The 16,179-nt window shown below is 67.8% G+C and carries 17 protein-coding genes and 1 pseudogene; 3 read left to right on the top strand and 15 right to left on the bottom strand.

Translation table 11 applies throughout. The features are described 5' to 3' along the window. The first annotated feature begins 10 nt into the window (after positions 1 to 10). Positions 11 to 1,081 (top strand): L,D-transpeptidase family protein, encoded by a 1,071-nt coding sequence (locus OF380_RS12895; protein WP_056355301.1) that lies wholly within the window; start codon positions 11 to 13, stop codon positions 1,079 to 1,081. Positions 1,082 to 1,141: 60 nt separating this feature from the next. Here OF380_RS12895 and OF380_RS12890 read toward each other — a convergent pair whose 3' ends face one another. Then, the gene (locus OF380_RS12890) at positions 1,142 to 2,236 is read right to left on the bottom strand and encodes a HigA family addiction module antitoxin (RefSeq protein ID WP_056355050.1); all 1,095 of its coding nucleotides are present in this window, start codon (positions 2,234 to 2,236) and stop codon (positions 1,142 to 1,144) included. A gap of 18 nt (positions 2,237 to 2,254) precedes the next feature. Then, positions 2,255 to 2,593: a type II toxin-antitoxin system RelE/ParE family toxin gene (locus OF380_RS12885; RefSeq protein WP_056355047.1), complete on the bottom strand. Its 339-nt coding sequence runs from the start codon at positions 2,591 to 2,593 to the stop codon at positions 2,255 to 2,257. Positions 2,594 to 2,882: 289 nt separating this feature from the next. Here OF380_RS12885 and OF380_RS12880 point away from each other — a divergent pair, with 289 nt between their 5' ends. Continuing rightward, positions 2,883 to 3,146, top strand: a complete 264-nt coding sequence (locus OF380_RS12880) for a hypothetical protein (RefSeq protein WP_082487871.1) — start codon at positions 2,883 to 2,885, stop codon at positions 3,144 to 3,146. A gap of 66 nt (positions 3,147 to 3,212) precedes the next feature. Here the strand turns inward: OF380_RS12880 and OF380_RS12875 are convergent, their stop codons facing one another. From OF380_RS12875 to OF380_RS12835, 9 genes and pseudogenes are all read right to left on the bottom strand, one after another. Then, the gene (locus tag OF380_RS12875; RefSeq protein WP_056355041.1) at positions 3,213 to 3,554 is read right to left on the bottom strand and encodes a hypothetical protein; all 342 of its coding nucleotides are present in this window, start codon (positions 3,552 to 3,554) and stop codon (positions 3,213 to 3,215) included. Between the two features lie 324 nt (positions 3,555 to 3,878). Further along, positions 3,879 to 4,649 (bottom strand): annotated as a pseudogene (locus OF380_RS12870) (cobalamin-binding protein); the annotation flags it as partial. A 79-nt stretch (positions 4,650 to 4,728) separates the two neighbouring features. Continuing rightward, positions 4,729 to 5,205: a DUF411 domain-containing protein gene (locus OF380_RS12865; protein WP_056355038.1), complete on the bottom strand. Its 477-nt coding sequence runs from the start codon at positions 5,203 to 5,205 to the stop codon at positions 4,729 to 4,731. Positions 5,206 to 5,221: 16 nt separating this feature from the next. Beyond that, complete coding sequence (locus tag OF380_RS12860; RefSeq protein WP_264051092.1) at positions 5,222 to 8,389, bottom strand: efflux RND transporter permease subunit; 3,168 nt, start codon at positions 8,387 to 8,389, stop codon at positions 5,222 to 5,224. Further along, positions 8,386 to 9,891 carry an efflux RND transporter periplasmic adaptor subunit gene (locus tag OF380_RS12855; RefSeq protein ID WP_056355031.1) on the bottom strand — a complete coding sequence of 502 codons (1,506 nt, stop codon included), beginning with the start codon at positions 9,889 to 9,891 and terminating at the stop codon, positions 8,386 to 8,388. The genes OF380_RS12860 and OF380_RS12855 overlap by 4 nt, the downstream gene beginning before the upstream one ends. After that, positions 9,888 to 10,283, bottom strand: coding sequence for a FixH family protein (locus tag OF380_RS12850; protein WP_056355028.1), 396 nt, complete (start codon positions 10,281 to 10,283; stop codon positions 9,888 to 9,890). Before OF380_RS12850 ends, OF380_RS12855 begins: the two co-directional genes overlap by 4 nt. An 82-nt stretch (positions 10,284 to 10,365) precedes the next feature. Next, positions 10,366 to 10,761, bottom strand: a complete 396-nt coding sequence (locus OF380_RS12845) for a hypothetical protein (RefSeq protein ID WP_056355025.1) — start codon at positions 10,759 to 10,761, stop codon at positions 10,366 to 10,368. 193 nt (positions 10,762 to 10,954) lie between these two features. Then, positions 10,955 to 11,185 (bottom strand): GDCCVxC domain-containing (seleno)protein, encoded by a 231-nt coding sequence (locus OF380_RS12840; protein WP_056355022.1) that lies wholly within the window; start codon positions 11,183 to 11,185, stop codon positions 10,955 to 10,957. Between the two features lie 8 nt (positions 11,186 to 11,193). After that, the gene (locus OF380_RS12835) at positions 11,194 to 11,631 is read right to left on the bottom strand and encodes a mercury transporter MerT (protein ID WP_162239188.1); all 438 of its coding nucleotides are present in this window, start codon (positions 11,629 to 11,631) and stop codon (positions 11,194 to 11,196) included. A 44-nt stretch (positions 11,632 to 11,675) separates the two neighbouring features. Between OF380_RS12835 and OF380_RS12830 the strand changes: the two genes are divergently transcribed. Beyond that, on the top strand, positions 11,676 to 12,089 hold the full coding sequence (locus OF380_RS12830) for a MerR family transcriptional regulator (RefSeq protein WP_056355016.1): 414 nt from the start codon (positions 11,676 to 11,678) through the stop codon (positions 12,087 to 12,089). A 127-nt stretch (positions 12,090 to 12,216) separates the two neighbouring features. On the opposite strand, the gene OF380_RS12825 is transcribed toward OF380_RS12830, so the two are convergent. The 4 genes from OF380_RS12825 to OF380_RS12810 form a co-directional block, all read right to left on the bottom strand. Then, entirely contained in the window at positions 12,217 to 13,194 is a 978-nt protein-coding gene (locus tag OF380_RS12825) for an arsenic resistance protein (protein ID WP_056355013.1), read from the bottom strand. Further along, positions 13,191 to 13,577: an ArsR/SmtB family transcription factor gene (locus tag OF380_RS12820; RefSeq protein ID WP_056355010.1), complete on the bottom strand. Its 387-nt coding sequence runs from the start codon at positions 13,575 to 13,577 to the stop codon at positions 13,191 to 13,193. Before OF380_RS12820 ends, OF380_RS12825 begins: the two co-directional genes overlap by 4 nt. A 109-nt stretch (positions 13,578 to 13,686) precedes the next feature. Next, entirely contained in the window at positions 13,687 to 14,859 is a 1,173-nt protein-coding gene (locus OF380_RS12815) for an MFS transporter (protein ID WP_056355007.1), read from the bottom strand. Between the two features lie 7 nt (positions 14,860 to 14,866). Next, positions 14,867 to 16,162 (bottom strand): arsenic transporter, encoded by a 1,296-nt coding sequence (locus tag OF380_RS12810; protein WP_264051090.1) that lies wholly within the window; start codon positions 16,160 to 16,162, stop codon positions 14,867 to 14,869. Positions 16,163 to 16,179 lie beyond the last annotated feature (17 nt).

The following is a 16,179-nucleotide window of genomic DNA, read 5'->3' as shown; positions in this document are numbered from 1 at the left end:
CGAGGCCGACATGCTGAAGAAGATCACGCTCGGGTTGGCTCTCCTGTCGGCGCTGTCCGCCTGCCAGGACGGACGGTACGCTGGCTCGACCCGCCACCTCGCGCCCATCCCGCCTGAGACCCTGGCCTTGATGTCCACCAAGGGTGTGTCTTCCGCCGACCCGATCCTGATGCGGGCCTACAAGAAGGAGTCCGAGATCGAGCTTTGGAAGCGCGGAGCGGACGGCAGGTACGCCTTGCTGAAGACGTATCCGATGTGCCGGTGGTCGGGTCAGCTCGGGCCCAAGACCCGGGAGGGCGACCGACAGGCCCCCGAGGGCTTCTACGCGATCACGCCGGAGTCCATGAACGCGAATTCCAGCCTCTACCTGTCGTTCAACCTCGGCTACCCGAACGCGTACGACCGCTCCCTGGGGCGCACGGGGACGCACCTGATGGTCCATGGCTCGTGCTCGTCCCAGGGCTGCTTCGCGATGACGGACGAGGCGATCTCGGAGCTTTACGCCGTCGTCCGCGAGGCGTTCGCGGGCGGGCAGCGAGCCGTCCAGTTCCAGTCCTACCCGTTCCGCATGACCCCGGAGAACCTCGCCCGGCACCGGCAGGACCCGAACATGGCCTTCTGGAGGAACCTCAAGGAAGGGTCGGACCGGTTCGAGGTCACGGGGGCGGAACCGGCCGTCGACGTGGCGGGCGGACGCTACGCGTTCGATGCGGGCGTTGACGCCCCCGCCGCCGACGCGGTCGCCCGGAAGCAGGCGGACGACGAGCGGCAGGTCGCCGCCCTCGTGGCGAGCGGAACGTCGGCGGTCCGGCTGGTGTACGAGGACGGCGGTCAGCACCGGGCGTTCCGCGAGACCATGATGGCTGCCGGCAACGGACTAGGCGAGGTAAGCCGACCCGAAGCCCTGGCATCAGGCCCGCGAGAGGTGGACATGCCAGCGCAGGGGCCGGTCGCGCTCGTCGGAAGGCGGGAGCCGGTACGGAGCACGGCAGCGCCCAAGCCGCCGGGGACTAGCATTCTCGTGGCTGAGCGTCGGCGCCTGCTTGAGACCTTCGCCGCGGCGGGGGACGGGCGGAGGTGATGGGCCTGTCGGCCATCAGCGCCCCCATGACCGAGGCGGCCTGACCGATGCCCCGCGCACTCAGGCGGCGGCGACCTCGTCCGCCCATCCCAAACGTGCCTTCAGGTCGTTCAGGTGGCTGAATGCGAGGACGCGTCGGTGTTGCAGCATGCCGACCACGATGCCCGGATGAAGCCCGACCTCGTCGGCGAAGGTCACGACCTCCTGCTTCGTCCGTGGGCATGTGGTGGCGAAGGCATCGATCCGCTCGCGCCCGACCAGCATCTCCTCGGCCCAGGCATCCGCCTCGGCCTCGACGTCGTTGTCCTCGCCGTTCTTGTCGTCGACGAAATTCATTCCGCGATGCAGGCTGATGTGCGCCGCCTCGTGGAAGAAGGTCCACCAGAAATGGTCGTTGCTCTTCATGCGCAGCGACATCTGGATCATGGGACGGTCGTCGTTCAGCCACCGCGCCGATCCGAAGACGCAGGTCTTGCTTAGGGGCTTCTGGAACACTAGGGCGACGCCGGACGCATGGCAGATTTCGAGCATGCGCGGCTCGAAGGTCTCAGGCATTTCCACGGTCAGCGAACGGATCTCTGCGCATCCCTGCTTGAACCGCCCCGGATCGTAGGCCGGCAGGCTGAGCCGGCGCGCCTTCTCCTCGCCCAGCATCAGCCAGCACAGCATGTGGTGGGGCGAGGTGGTGCCGGTCCTCGCCTTGCGGTGGTGCACGGCCAGGGAACCGAGCTTCGCCTCGTAGGCGTGCGGTCCCCCGATCCCGAGGAGGCCCAGCAGACCGTCCATGATCCTGCCGGGGTCGTTGGTCTGGGGAAGGCGACCACAGGCCTTCAGTTCCCTGATAGGGAACCCCTTGAGCCATTCGGCCTCCCGCACGGCCGCCTCCTGCTCCCGCTGCCGAGCCTGGAACAGGTCCCAGTTCGCCTGGAGGCCGGTCCAGATGTAGGCCTTGAGGCCGAGCACGTGCTCCAGCTTCAGTGCGGTCTCGGGCGTGACCGGGTTGGAGCCGTTGATGATCGTGCTGACTAGCTTGGGCGTCATGTCGGCGATGCGGGCGAACTCGGCCTGGGACCAGCCGCGCTCCTGGATGTACTCTTCGAGGTGTTCGCCGGGATGGGTCGCCCATTGCGGCGTCCAGGCTTCCTGCGTCGTCATCCCCTTGGTCTCCGCCGTTCAGTTGCCATGGTAGTCGACGATTTCGATGATCTCGACCGCCGTGACCTGACCCGTGTCGAGCCCGCCGTCAGGCAGGCAGGGCACCGGGTCGTGGTCGGGCACGAAGACGATACGCCAGTTGTCCTTGATCGTGACCGAGAGTTGGCCGTCCCGGTTACCGCCGAGTTGATGCCGGCGGACGGGTGGCTCCGTCGGAACGTCCGAGAGGCAGGCCGCCTGCCCCAACACGTCCAGCCGCTTCCGTATCGGTTTCGCCCTGTCCCCGTAGGCCTTCGCCATCTCCTTCGGGTCCGACAGCGCCTTCCCCAGGCGCCTAGACCGGAAACGGATCTGCATCGCACCAATCCGTTACCCGCAAGGTAATGCTCCGCACTACGTTACCCAATAGGTAACACGGTCGCAGACGCATGGCCACTCCGTTCGAACCCGGGATCCGCCTCGCGGACGAACAACGCCGACATCGCGGTAAGTCAGGGACAAGCCTTCCTTATCCATGACCATCGGGAGACTGCGCATCCGCGGAACCCTCCTCGAAGCGAAGCCGTTCCTCGTCGCTCCCGATGGGCCGTTCGCCGGTCCGGCCCGGGGCCAAGACGATCCAGCAACAACCAACGAGGAAGCTCCTATGAGGAAGTCCCTGTTCGCCGTCGCCGCCCTGGCCGCGCTCGGTGCCATCGGCATCGCCGCACCTGCCTCCGCCGCTCCCGGTATGGTCGGCGCCGTCGATGCCCCGACCAGCATCGTCGATGTTCGCATGCACGACAGCCACGGCCACCGCGGCCATGGCATGCGCCATCACCACCATCGTGGGCACGGCATGCGCCATCACCACCATCGCCGTGGCCACATGATGCGCCACGGTCACGGCCATCGCCACCACCGCATGTGATCGTCCAGGGGCCCTTCGGGGCCCCTTTCCGTCGCCATTACCGTTGGCTCAGGACCGGGGGCGGGATTAAGGAGACCTCGCCGGGCGTTCGTTCCTCATTGAGGAGGAAAGCCCATGACGCGCACCTTTTCCTTGATCGCTCTGTCGATCCTCGCCGTCCTGACGTTCGGCACCGCCGCTTCCGCCGCTCCGGTGACACCGAGCGGGGTCATCGCGATGCAGGATGGCCCTGGCCTGATGCGTCACGTTCAGCATCACCATCACCATCGCCGGCATCACCATCACCACGGCGGGGGCTACTACGGCAGAGGTCACCATCACGGCTGGGGACACCATCATCACTTCCGGCCACATCACCACCATGGCTGGGGCCACCACCATCATCATCATCGGCGGCATCACCACCATTTCTAGGATCGCGCGCCACGCATGAGGGGCGCCCACCCTTTAGGGTGGCGCGGTCGTAATGCCCAGCGCGAGCCTAGCCGCCTCCGTCCGCTGGTATCCGTCGCGGCGCGCCCGCCCGAGGGGGTCGGCGTGCGCGCGTCGGATCCATCCGCGCCGGACGAGGACCTCCAGCGAGCGTGCGTCGAGGCGAGTGCCCTCGATCCATCCCTCATCCGGGACCTTGAGAAGCTGCGTGCGGTGCCTCTCGGTGAGGCGCCACGGCGCGGCGGCGATACCCAAGGCCGGAGACAGCGGATAAGGGTCGTCATCCAGGAGCGGATGACCCAATGCCTGCAGGATGGCGTCGAGGCCGTCCGTCAGTGCTGCAGGACCGGGCTGCAGGATCAGGGGCGACTTGATCTCCACGATGCGTCCGTTCACGACGGCGGGGATGGCCGACCAGCCCGACCGCCCGGCGATGCGCGAGGGCACAACCTTCTTCCCGCACCAAGATGCCAGGATGACCTCGGGAGCGGCTTCCAGCACCGCCTCCGGCGCCACGATACGGTCCTTAGCGGCCGGCTGCCGGGCGAGGTTCGGGAAGACATCGTTGCCGCCAGCGATGTCTATCAGGTCAGAAACCCACCCGATGCCCGAAATGAGGGGCTCGTCCCATTCCTCGAAGTACACGCGCAATCGCGCCTGTCCCCGGGCCTGGGCAGCCACCCGCGCGAGCCGGTTCTCGTAGCCGAGCGCCAGCGCCTCCGCCTTGTCTCGGGCATCGACCAAGGCGCCGACGGTGCGGATCATGGCAAGGATACCGGCGACGTCCCGATGATTGAACGCATGCACGGCAATGCCTGCCCGTATGAGGTCTGAGACGATACCGGCTTGAAGATCCGAAAAGGTCAGCACCAAGTCGGGCGCGAGTGCCAAGATCTTCGGAATGTCCGCACTGGTGAAAGCGGAGACCCGCGGCTTCTCGCGGCGGACCTGTGGAGGACGGACCGCATAGCCGGAGACGCCGACGATGCGGTCCTGCTCCCCGAGCAAATACAGGGTCTCGACTGTTTCCTCGGTCAGGCAGACGATGCGTTCGGGCGGGAAGCGGCGCATGGGCCTCCATAGCATGAGGTGCATCGGGCGCGCCCTGGCCTCACGCTTACCCTCCCCTCCCGGAGGTCACGGCTTCGTCTCAGATAATTGCGCCGCCTCGATAGCGCGCAAAGGTGCTCCGCCCGGTCGGCCCGAATAGGACGACGTCGTAGGTGTCCGGCTCCATGCCTTCGACCTCCATCCCGGGGGAACCCGTCGGCATGCCAGGGACAGCCAGTCCGGTGCCCTTGGGCTTCTCGGCCAGCAGCCGCTTGATCGCCCCGGCCGGGACATGCCCCTCCACGACGTAGCCGCCAACCTGGGCGGTATGGCAGGCTGAAAGGTCACGCGGCACCCCGAGGCGGACCTTAAGCGGGTTCACCGCTCCTTCGGTGACGGTCACCGGGAAACCGCTTTCCCGCAGGTGGGCGACCCACCTCTCGCAGCAGCCGCAGGTTGGGTCCTTGGTCACGGACAGGGTCGGCAGGTCCTGTGCCAGAGCGCGGTGCCCGGGGACGACCAAAGCCGCTAGTCCCAGGATCGCGGCACGCCGGGTCGTCATGATCGTCTCGTTCATGGTCGGTCTCCCGTTCTCACTCTGCCGCTAAGGGCAATTCGGCGACTTCAACGGATTCGGTCGGCATCTCGGGTTCGGGCAGGCTCCATCCCTTCACGAGACCGTAGACCGCCGGGATGACGACCAGGGTCAGCATGGTCGACGAGACCATGCCGCCGATCATGGGAACCGCGATCCGCTGCATAACCTCGGAGCCAGAGCCGGTGCTCCACAGGATGGGCAGTAGCCCGGCCATGATGGCGACAACCGTCATCATCTTCGGACGCACCCGCTCGACCGCGCCCACCATGATCGCCCGCCGCAGGCCCTCGCGGGTGAAGGCCCTGCCAGCGCGACCGCATTCAGCCCGCGCCTCGATCAACGCATGATCGAGGTAGACCAGCATGATCACGCCGGTCTCGGCCGCGACGCCGGCGAGCGCGATGAAGCCGACGGCCACCGCCACCGACACATTGAAGCCCATCCACCACATCAGCCAGACCCCGCCGACGAGAGCGAAGGGCAGCGACAGCATGACGATGAACGTCTCGGTGAGCCGCCGGAAGTTCAGGTAAAGGAGCAGAAACACGATCAGCAGCGTCAGCGGGACCACGACCTTCAGCCGGGCCGTCGCCCGGTCGAGGTACTCGACCTGCCCGCTCCACTGCACGAGTGTGCCCTGCGGCAGACTGACCTCGTTGGTCACCGCCGCCCTGGCTTCGGCGACGTAGCCCCCGAGATCGCGACCGGCGACGTCGACGTAGATGAAGACCGCGAGCCGGCCGTTCTCCGTCCGGATCTGGGTCGGACCACGGTTCAACTGCACCTTGGCCACCTCGCCGAGCGGCACCGTACCCCCGCCTGCGATGGGCACCTGGACCTCGGAGCCGATGGATCGTGGGTCGGAGCGAAAGGCGCGTGGGTAGCGCACGTTGACGGTGTAGCGCTCGCGGCCCTCGACCGTGTTGGTGACACTCTCGCCGCCGAGCGCCATGGCGATGACGTCCTGCACGTCCCCGACCGTCAGCCCGTACCGACCCAGCACCTCGCGGTCGGGGGTGATGTCGAGGAAGTAGCCGCCCTGGACGCGCTCGGCATAGGCGCTCGACGTGCCCGGCACCGCCTTCACCACCGCCTCGACCTGGCGGGCGACCTTCTCCATCTCGGTGAGGTCGGTCCCCATCACCTTGATCCCGACAGGGGTGCGGATGCCGGTCGAGAGCATGTCGATCCGCGCGCGGATCGGTTGGGTCCAAGCGTTCGAGACCCCGGGAAACTGGAGTGCAGCGTCCATCTCGGCCTTCAGGCTCGCCGTCGTGACCCCGGGGCGCCACTCCGCCTTCGGCTTCAGGTTGACGATGGTCTCGAACATCTCGCTCGGCGCCGGATCGGTCGCGGTGTTGGCGCGACCGGCCTTGCCGTAGACCGATGCCACCTCGGGGAAGGACTTGATGATCCTGTCCTGGGTCGCCAGCAGGTCCCCCGCCTTAGTCACCGAGATGCCCGGCAGGGTCGTCGGCATGTACATCAGCGTGCCCTCGTCGAGGTCGGGCATGAACTCCGAGCCGAGCCGGCTCGCCGGCCATGCCGTCGCCGCCAGGACGACCATGGCCAGCAGGACCGTCAACACGCGCGCCCGGAGCACGCCGGCGATAAGGGGCCGATAGACCCAGATGAGGAGCCTGTTCACCGGGTTGCGGTGCTCTGGGATGATCCGGCCGCGGACGAACAGGACCATCAGCGCCGGGACGAGGGTCAGTGACAGCACCGCCGCCGCCGCCATGGCGAATGTCTTGGTGAAGGCCAACGGCCCGAAGAGGCGCCCCTCCTGGCTCTCCAGGGTGAAGATCGGCAGGAAGCTCACGGTGATGATGAGAAGCGAGAAGAACAGCGAGGGGCCGACCTCGCTCGCTGCCTCGATGAGGATCTCGACCCGGGACTTTCCGGGGTCAGCCCGCTCCAAGTGCTTGTGGGCGTTCTCGATCATGACGATGGCGGCGTCGATCATTGCGCCCACCGCAATGGCGATGCCGCCGAGGCTCATGATGTTGGCCCCGAGCCCGAGGGCCTTCATGCCCGCGAACGCCATCAGGATGCCGACCGGCAGCATCAGGATCGCGACCAGCGCGCTGCGGACGTGGAGCAGGAACACGACGCAGACGAGGGCGACGATGACGCTCTCCTCGATCAGGGTACCCTTGAGGGTCTCGATGGCCGCCTCGATCAGGTGCGAGCGGTCGTAGACCGGCAGGATCTCCGTGCCCTTGGGCAGGCTGGCGGCGACTTCGGAAAGGCGCACCTTCACGTTCTCGATGACGTTCAGGGCGTTCGCCCCGAACCGCTGCAGGACGATCCCGCCGGCGACCTCGCCGTCGCCGTTCATCTCGGTGATGCCGCGGCGCTCGTCGGGACCGAGCTCGACCCGAGCCACCTCCTTCACCCGCAGCGGGGTGCCCGCCTCGGTCTTCAGGACGATGCTCTCGATGTCGGCGACGCTCTTGAGATACCCGCGGCCACGGACGACGAACTCGAACTCGGAGAGCTCGACGGTGCGGCCGCCGACGTCGGCATTGCTCGACCGGATCGCGTCCCGGAGCTTGGACAGGGTGATGCCCTGCGCACGGAGCCGGTTGGGATCGACCACGACGTTGTACTGTTTCACGAAGCCGCCGACGCCCGCGACCTCCGCCACGCCCTCGGCACGCGACGCCCCGAAGCGCACGACCCAGTCCTGGAGCGAGCGGAGCTCGGCCAGCGTCCGTTCCTTAGCCACCACGACGTACTGGTAGACCCAGCCGACGCCGGTGGCGTCGGGGCCCAGGGTCGGGGTTACTCCCGCCGGCAGGCGCTTGGCCACGGTGTTGAGATCTTCGAGCACTCGGCTGCGAGCCCAGTACGGGTCGGTGCCGTCCTCGAAGATGACATAGACGAACGAGACCCCGAAGAACGAGAACCCGCGAACGACCTTGGATCGCGGCACCGTCAGCATGGCAGTCGAGAGGACGTACGTGATTTGGTCTTCCACGACCTGGGGAGCTTGGCCCGGGTACTCAGTGTAGACGATGGTCTGCACGTCCGAGAGGTCCGGGATCGCGTCGAGCGGCAGGGTCTTCAGGGCGTAGAGCCCGGCTCCGACCGCGAAGATGGTCCCGATCAGGACTAGCACCAGATTCCGCGCCGACCAGGCGATCAGGCGGGCGATCATGGCGCCTTCCCCTCGGCGGCGGCTTGCGGCCCGGGATCGGGCTTCGGCTCGGAAAGACCTTGGAGGGCCGCCTTCAGGTTGCTCTCGGCGTCGATGAGGAAGTTGGCCGAGGTCACCACGCGGTCGCCCGCGGCGATGCCGGCGCGGATCTCGACGTAGCCGTCGCCGCGGACGCCGAGCCTGACCGGTCGCGGTTCGAAGCGACCCTCTCCCTTGTCTAGCAGGACGACCTGCCTGATGCCGGTATCGATGACGGCGTCATCGGGCACCGCGACCACCGGCTTGTCACTGCCCGTGGCGATGGCGACGTCGGCGAACATGCCCGGGCGCAGGTCGCCGTTCGGGTTGGGCAACTCGATGCGCAGGCGGGCGGTCCGGGTCCCCATGGCGAGGTGCGGGTAGATCCGGGTCACCGCGCCGGTGAAGACGCGATCAGGAAACGTCCGGGCGCGCACGGTCGCCGTCTGGCCCTCCGCCACGGCCGCCAGGTCGCGTTCGGTCACGTCGGCCAAGACCCAGACCCGGGAATGGTCGACGAGCTTGAACAGGGTGTCGCCGGACTTGGCGCGCATCCCGTCCGAGACGTTGCGCTCGACCACGACGCCGTCGCGGGGCGCCGACCACGTGATGGTCGAGGGCACTTTTCGGGATCGCTCGATCTCGTCGATGACCTCGGGCGGGATGCCGAGGTTCTCAAGACGCCGGCGGGCGCCCTCGTAGCCGATGCCGGTTAGGTACTGCGCGGCGGCCGCGTTCATCTCCGGCGAGAACAGGCGCAGGAGGGGCTGGCCCTTGTGCACGTGGTCGCCGGTGGTGACGGCCTCGACCTTCTCGATGAAGGCGTCGGTACGCATCGCGATGACCGAGATCCGGCGCTCGTCCTCCTCGATGGCGCCAGGTGCGCGCACCGGCATCGACAGGACGCGTCGCTCGACGACCGCCGTCCGGACCCCGGTGCGCTGGAGCTTGCCGGGCGAGATTTTCACGGTGCCGTCGTCGGTGTCCTCGCCCTCGTAGACGGGGAGGTAATCCATTCCCATCGAGTCCTTCTTCGGAATCGGCGAGGTGTCCGGAAGACCCATCGGGTTGCGGTAGAAGCGCACCTTGCGGGCACTCGTCTCCGGCATCGTGGCCTGAGCCATGGCCATGTCGCCGTGCCCGGCGTCGGGCATTGCCTCCGTCTCGTCGGGTTCGTCGAAGCGCACCTCCTCGCTCGCGTGGACGGCGCGATAGTCTCGACCGTCCGCCGTGCGCTTGGGCTCGGAGGCGTAGTCCGGCTTTCCGTCCGGGTCCTGGTAGTAGACGACCGGTCCCGTCGCCTTGGCCGGGACCCGAGCGGGCACCGAAGAGGGCTGCCGGGTTCCCGGCAGCCAATGGGCGAACCCGGTCCGCGCCTGCTGGACGAGCGCCGGCACGGGGCTGCCCTCATGCCCCGCGCCATACCCCAAAACCCCCGCCGCGAGCGCGGAGAGGGTCCCGGCCGCCCAAGCCGACCGGCTCACTTGGTGGCCTTGAACACCAGCCTGTTCTCGACGGTGCCGGTCTCGCCTTGGACCTTGGCCCCGAGCGAGAGGCGCCAGCCGCCGGCCATCGTCAGCTTCGCCTTGAACCGGTAAAGGCCCGGCTCCGGCGAGGGCAGTTGCTCGATCTTGGAGGTCATCTCCTCCATGCTGTCGGGCGCCATGTCGATGCGCTTGGCGAAGATGACGGCGTTCGGCACGGGCTTGGACGTGCGCTTGTCGACGAGGCGGACGTCGAGGATGGCCTCGCCCTGCTTGGCTTCGTCCTTCACCAGCTGGAATTCGTAGTCCTTGGTGTCGGCCCGGGCCGCGGCGGTGAGGACGAGGCCGAGCAGCGCAGCCGTGAGGGCGCGCGAAAACGATGTCTTGGACACGGTCGATGATCTCCTGAAAACGATGGGACCCGGGCCTTCAGGCGCGCGGGATCGGCCGGCGCAGGCGCCGGCGGCATCGGGTTCAGGCTTGGGGAGGCTCGGTGGGCGGCCCTTGCGACAGGCTGTCGAAGGAGGCAGTGACGCCCCAGGTCGGCCCCTCGACGCCGGCGACGCGGCCCGGAAGTCCGACGGCGACCGGCAGCCCGGTGGCGACCTTCGCCAGGCAGAGCGCCATCAGGGGGCAACCCTTCGAGCAGTCGGGCATGCCCGGCCGCTCCTTGGGACAGCACGGCATCTCGTCCATGGCCATCCCGGCCATGTCGTCCATGGCCTCGTCGGGCATCGCCATGGCGTGACCTTGAACGGCCGTCGGCGCGCGCATGCCCGCGGCGGCCGCGGATGCGGTCACCGGCGCAAGGGCGAGGCTGAGGACCGCCAGGAGCGGGAGCAGCCTGCGAAGGGCGAGCCAGAAGGTCACCTTTGGACGATGCCACATCGTAGACCGGCGAGGAAGGGACTGGAGTACGGGACGCGCAGGACGTCTCGCGCTCGGACCTCCGAAGCCATGCACCCGACGGCTTCGGACACGCTAAATCGAGGGTCGGATCGTTCAGCACGGCACCCTGCCCGGACTTGGACCAAGCGGGTAAGCTTCGTGTCCGGTCCGCAGCTCAGGAGGACCCCGAGCAGCAGGATGCGGACCCGCCGTTCTCGCGCGCTTCCTGGATGGGCGGACAGGGCACGTCGCCGAAGGAGCAGAAGACGCAGCAGTCGCCCGCCTTCGGGCGCAGAAGCGTGCCGCAGCTGGTGCACTCGTAGAAGAATTGGCAGGCGTCGGTCGGCATCGTCTCCGTCGCTCGATGACCGCAGTGCGGGCAGGTCAGGGTGGACCGAAGCTGCATCGTCGGCCTCACCGCATCGCCTTGAGCACGACAGGCTCAAGGTATGGTTCCCACGCGAGCGCCAAACCGACCAGCGCCGTCCCAAGCCCGAGAAGGCCAGGGGTATGCCATGACGGCCCCGTGCGAGCACATGGTTCGGCCATGTCGCATGCCGTCGCCCGGTGACGGAAGAACAGCGCCCAACCCATGAGGAGGGCCAGGGCGGCCCCGCCGAGCAGGATCGGCCGGATGCTCGCCAACATGGCCAACCCTCCGAACACCGCCCCTGTCGCGCCGAGACCGGCAAGCGCCACCGGGAGGGCGCAGCAGGACGAAGCCGCCAGGGCACCCAGCCCGGCGACCGTGCCCAGCCCTGCGAACCAGTTTCCCGAGGAAACCGGCAGGCCGTCCCGCGGACCTGAGGCGGGTCGTGCGGAAGGCGTCATGGATGGTGTGTCGATCATCATCGTGCCACCCTGCATCCCGTAGCCACTACGGGATCAAGCGAAAAATGGCGAAGGGTTCGCGAGGTCTCTCCATTGGCCAGATCGCGGCGGCGGCCGGGATCAACCTGGAGACCGTCCGCTACTACGAGCGCATCGGGCTCATGCCGCCGCCCGCCCGCACGGAAGGCGGTCACAGGGCCTACGATCCTGCTCATGTCCGGCGCCTGGCGTTCATCCGTCAGGCCCGCGCATTGGGCTTCGGGATCGAGGACATCCGAACCCTGCTGGCGTTGGCCGCGCCCGGGCACCGGTCCTGTGGCGAGGTCCGGGACGTCGCCGCCGCCCACCTTTCCGAGGTCCGCGCCAAGCTCGCTCGTCTCGCGCGGCTTGAGCGCATCCTGAGCGACACCGTGGAGCGGTGCAGCGGCGCCCCGACGCCGGCCTGCCCGGTTCTCGACATGCTCGATGCACCGATGTGAAAGCCGGCCCCTCCGACACACAGCAGTGGAACGGGACCGCCGGTCGTCCTTGCCTTGGTCCCAAGAGGCCGGAAGCGGGTGGCGATGCGGGGTCACGCAGCCGCTCGTCCGTGGAACGACCGTCGACCTAGGCGGCGACCGGCGAGGATGCCGGGGCATCGAACCTGGGCATGAGGCGGACGTAGATGAGTTCCGCGAGGAGTTCGACCAGCGTCTGTGTGACGATGACGGCGGGCAGGAGTGGCACGGCACCCGGAACCGCAAACGCCAGTGGCAGAACCACAAGGGAGTTGCGGGTGGCCGCGCTGAAGGCGAGGGTGCGGACGGTGGGCGCATCAAGGCGGAATGCGCGCCCGACCGTCCAACCCAGAAGCGGTGCCGCCACGGCGAAGGCGACGTAGATCGGGACCACCCGGATGGCATCGTCGAGCGCGGGCCCGAGTTGGGGCAGGACGGACGCGATCACCACGAACAGGACGAGGGCCGTTGCGGGTACCGGCAGGAGTCCGAGGCCTGTGGACACCCGTTGCCCGGCTAGGCTGCGTCCGGCCCAATGCTGAACCGACGCGGCAAGCCCGAGAGGGACGGCGATCAGCCAGACGAACGCGTGCACGAATGGACCGACCTGGACGAACCTGGCGGCGTCCTCGCCGAGGAAGATGTTCAGGTAGACGGGCAGAAGGAGCATCTGCGCGATCAGGAGCGCCGGGGTGGACGCCAGCAGCACCTTGGCGTCCGCGTGACCGAGGTGTGCGAAGGTCACGACGTAGTCGATGCACGGCGTGAGCAGGACCATGAGCACCCCTAGCCGCAGCATGGGATCGGCAGGCACGAACCGGATCAGGCCGGCCACCAGGATCGGCAGCACGACGAAGTTCGCGACCAGGAGCGCCGCCAGGAAACGGACTCGCGTGAAGGCTTGCCCAAGTTCAGGCAGGGGCACCTGGAGGAAGGTGACGAAGAGCATTAGCGCCAGGGCTGGGTTGATGCCGACCTCCAGGGCCGTCGTTCCGGGCAGCGTCAGGGCGGTAAGAGCGGCGACGCCGATGGCCACGAAGTAGATCGCGATCTGGTGGCCTTCGAGGGTGTCGCGCAGGTTTGTCATGCTTCCTCGCAGACTATCTTGGGGGCTTGCTCGACCCGCTGGGGCCGGCCGGTGCATTTGGCGAACAGGTCGATGGCGCGGTCGCAGACCTCGCAATGCCCCTCGCAGCAATCGCGCATGAGGAAGGCGACAAGGTCGGACAGGGCCGGAAAGATCGCGCTGTAGATGATGGAGCGCCCCTCGCGGCGGCTCTCCACAAGACCGGCGTTCTCAAGGTGGCCGAGGTGGAACGAGATGCGCGGCGCGGAGGCCCCGGCGATCGCCTGAGTGATGGCGCCGGCCGCCATGCCCTTCGCCCCGGCCGTGACCAGGAGGCGGATGATGCGCAGGCGTGTCTCCTGCGCGATGGCTGCGAAGCCATCGAGCGCTTGCTTTTCTTTCACGACACTTAAACCGTTATGGAATCGTTTAAGCGTCAGTAGGCTCGGGATCCGTCGAAGGCAAGGATCGAATTGGGGACCGCGGCGGACGTCCGCGGCGGCCGTCGCTTTTCTATCCTCCGGGCCGAACACGCCAGAGGGACAGGGCAAGCGCGACGTTCGCAACGGCGAGCACGCTGAGCAGGGCGTAGGTGGCGTTCGCGCCCGCGTGGGTGAGGACAACGGCTCCGACGGAGGGCGCAAGCGCCTGCGCTACCAACCCTGGACGGGCGAGACGGCCGACGAGCGGGGCGTAGCGCTCGGGACCGAACAGGGCCATGGGCACCGTTCCCCGGGCGATCGAATAGATCCCGTTGCCAGCCCCGTAGAGGACCAGCGCCAGCCCGACCAAGGGTAGGCCGGCCGCCAGCATCGCGACCCCGATGGCTACCAGGATCATCGCCGCGGAGAGGGTCAAGAGAGGGTGATGCCGGCCCTTGCCAGCCATCTCGACGATGCGCGCCCCGACCTGTGCCGGCCCGATCAGGGCGCCGTAGGCGACGGCCGAGGTGAGTGCCACGCCACGGGCCTGGAGCAGGGTGATGAGGTGCACCGAGACCAACGCCATGACCGTGCCCCCAAGGGTCAGCACCCCCGCCATGAGGAGGAAGGCACGACGCTCTCGTCCCTCAAGCCGGATGGCAGGGATCACGCCTTCCGATCGCGAAACAATACGTACGGGCTGCTGGGGGATCACGAGAAGGACGAGGGGCAACGTGACCGCGAGATGAAGCCCGGCATAGGCGAGGCAGGTCCCGCGCCAGCCCACCTGCTCGATCAGGAAGGCGGAGAGTGGCCAGCATACCGTACTGGCGAAGCCGCCCCAGAGTGTCAGCGTCGTGATGGCGCTCCGTGCCTCGGAGCCGTAGAGGCGCCCGAGGGTGGCGAAGGCCGGATCGTAGAGTCCGGTGCCCATGCCCAGACCGATGAGAAGCCATCCCGCCAGGTAGGTCGGAAGGTTCGGAGCCAGGCCGAGGATGGCGAGGCCCGCGGCGAGGACCAGGGCCGCAAAGGCCAGGACGGGCCGGCCTCCATGCTCCCCGATGAAGGCTCCCACGCGCGGCGAGACCAAACCCGCGACGAGGAGGCCCAGGGACAGGCCACCGATGACCCACGCCAAGGGCCATCCCGTATCCTCCGACATCGGGGCGGCGAGCACCGACAGCAGGTAGAACGAGGAGCCCCAGGTCAGGATCTGGACGACCCCCAGGGCCGAGATCACGGGCCAGCGGCGCGTCGGAGCCATCGGTCCGCTACCCAGCCCCGAGCACGGGGAGCCAGAGCGCCAGGGCGGCGAGGGTGACGAGCAGCACCGGCGGCGTGATGACCAGACCCACCCGCATGTACTGGCCCCAGGTGATGTGCTGGCCTTTGGTGTCGAGGACGTGCAGCCAGAGCAGGGTCGCCAGGCTGCCAATGGGGGTGAATTTCGGGCCGAGATCGCAGCCGATGACGTTGGCGTAGACCATGAGCTCGCGCATCAGGGGCGAGAGATCCGGAGCCTGCTGGATGGAGAGCGCACCCACGAGCACGCTCGGCATGTTGTTCATGACCGAGGACAAGATGGCGGCGGCAAACCCGGTGCCGATGGTGGCAACGAACGGACCATGGCCCGAGAGCCAGAAGAGCCCCTGCGCCAAGTAGTCGGTCAGGCCGACGTTCTTCAGGCCGTAGACCACGAGGTACATGCCGAGGCTGAACAGGACGATCTGCCAGGGGGCCCCCGTCAGGACCTTGCGGATGGGAATGACGCGGCTGCGGTTGGCCAGCGCCAGCAAGACCAGTGCTCCGGCGCAAGTGACCACCGAGACCGGCACGCCGAACGGTGCCGTCACGAAGTAGGCGACCAGCAGCAGCCCGAGGAGCGGGAAAGCCGCCCTGAAGACCAGCGGGTCTTTGATCGCGTGGCGGGGCGCTTCGAGCTCGGCCACGGGGTACGTGGCCGGAAGGTCGCGCCGGTAGAACAGCCACAGCACCACCAAGGTCGCGGTCAGCGAGACGAGGTTCACCGGCACCATCACCGCCGCGTATCGGCTGAAGGAGATGTCGAAGAAGTTCGCTGAGACGATGTTGACGAGGTTCGAGATGACCAGCGGCAGGCTGGTCGAGTCCGCCACGAACCCACAGGCGACGATGAAGGCCAGCGCCGCCGCCGGCTTGAAGTTCAGCCGGAGCAGGATGGCGAGCACGATGGGGGTGAGCAGGAGGGCCGCCCCGTCATTGGCGAACACCGCCGCGATGGCCGCGCCGAGCAGGATCACCAGCGGGAATAGCAAACGTCCCCGGCCGCCGCCCCAGCGGGCGATGTGTAGCGCCGCCCAATGAAAGAAGCCGGCCTCGTCGAGGAGCAGCGAGATGATGATGAGGGCGACGAAGGTGAAGGTGGCGTCCCAGACGATGTGCCAGACCACAGGGATGTCACCGGGGCTGATGACCCCTGTGGCGAGCGCCACGGCGGCCCCGATGAGGGCGCTCCACCCGATCCCGAACCCCTTGGGCTGCCAGATGACGAAGACGAGGGTGACCACGAAGATGGCAAGCGCAAGCATCGAGACCGTTTCTTGTT

This window comes from Methylobacterium sp. FF17, from assembly GCF_025813715.1.
GTDB classification, from domain to species: domain Bacteria; phylum Pseudomonadota; class Alphaproteobacteria; order Rhizobiales; family Beijerinckiaceae; genus Methylobacterium; species Methylobacterium flocculans.
Note: the sequence above shows the minus strand (reverse complement) of the source record. Positions and strands in the feature narration are given on the sequence as shown.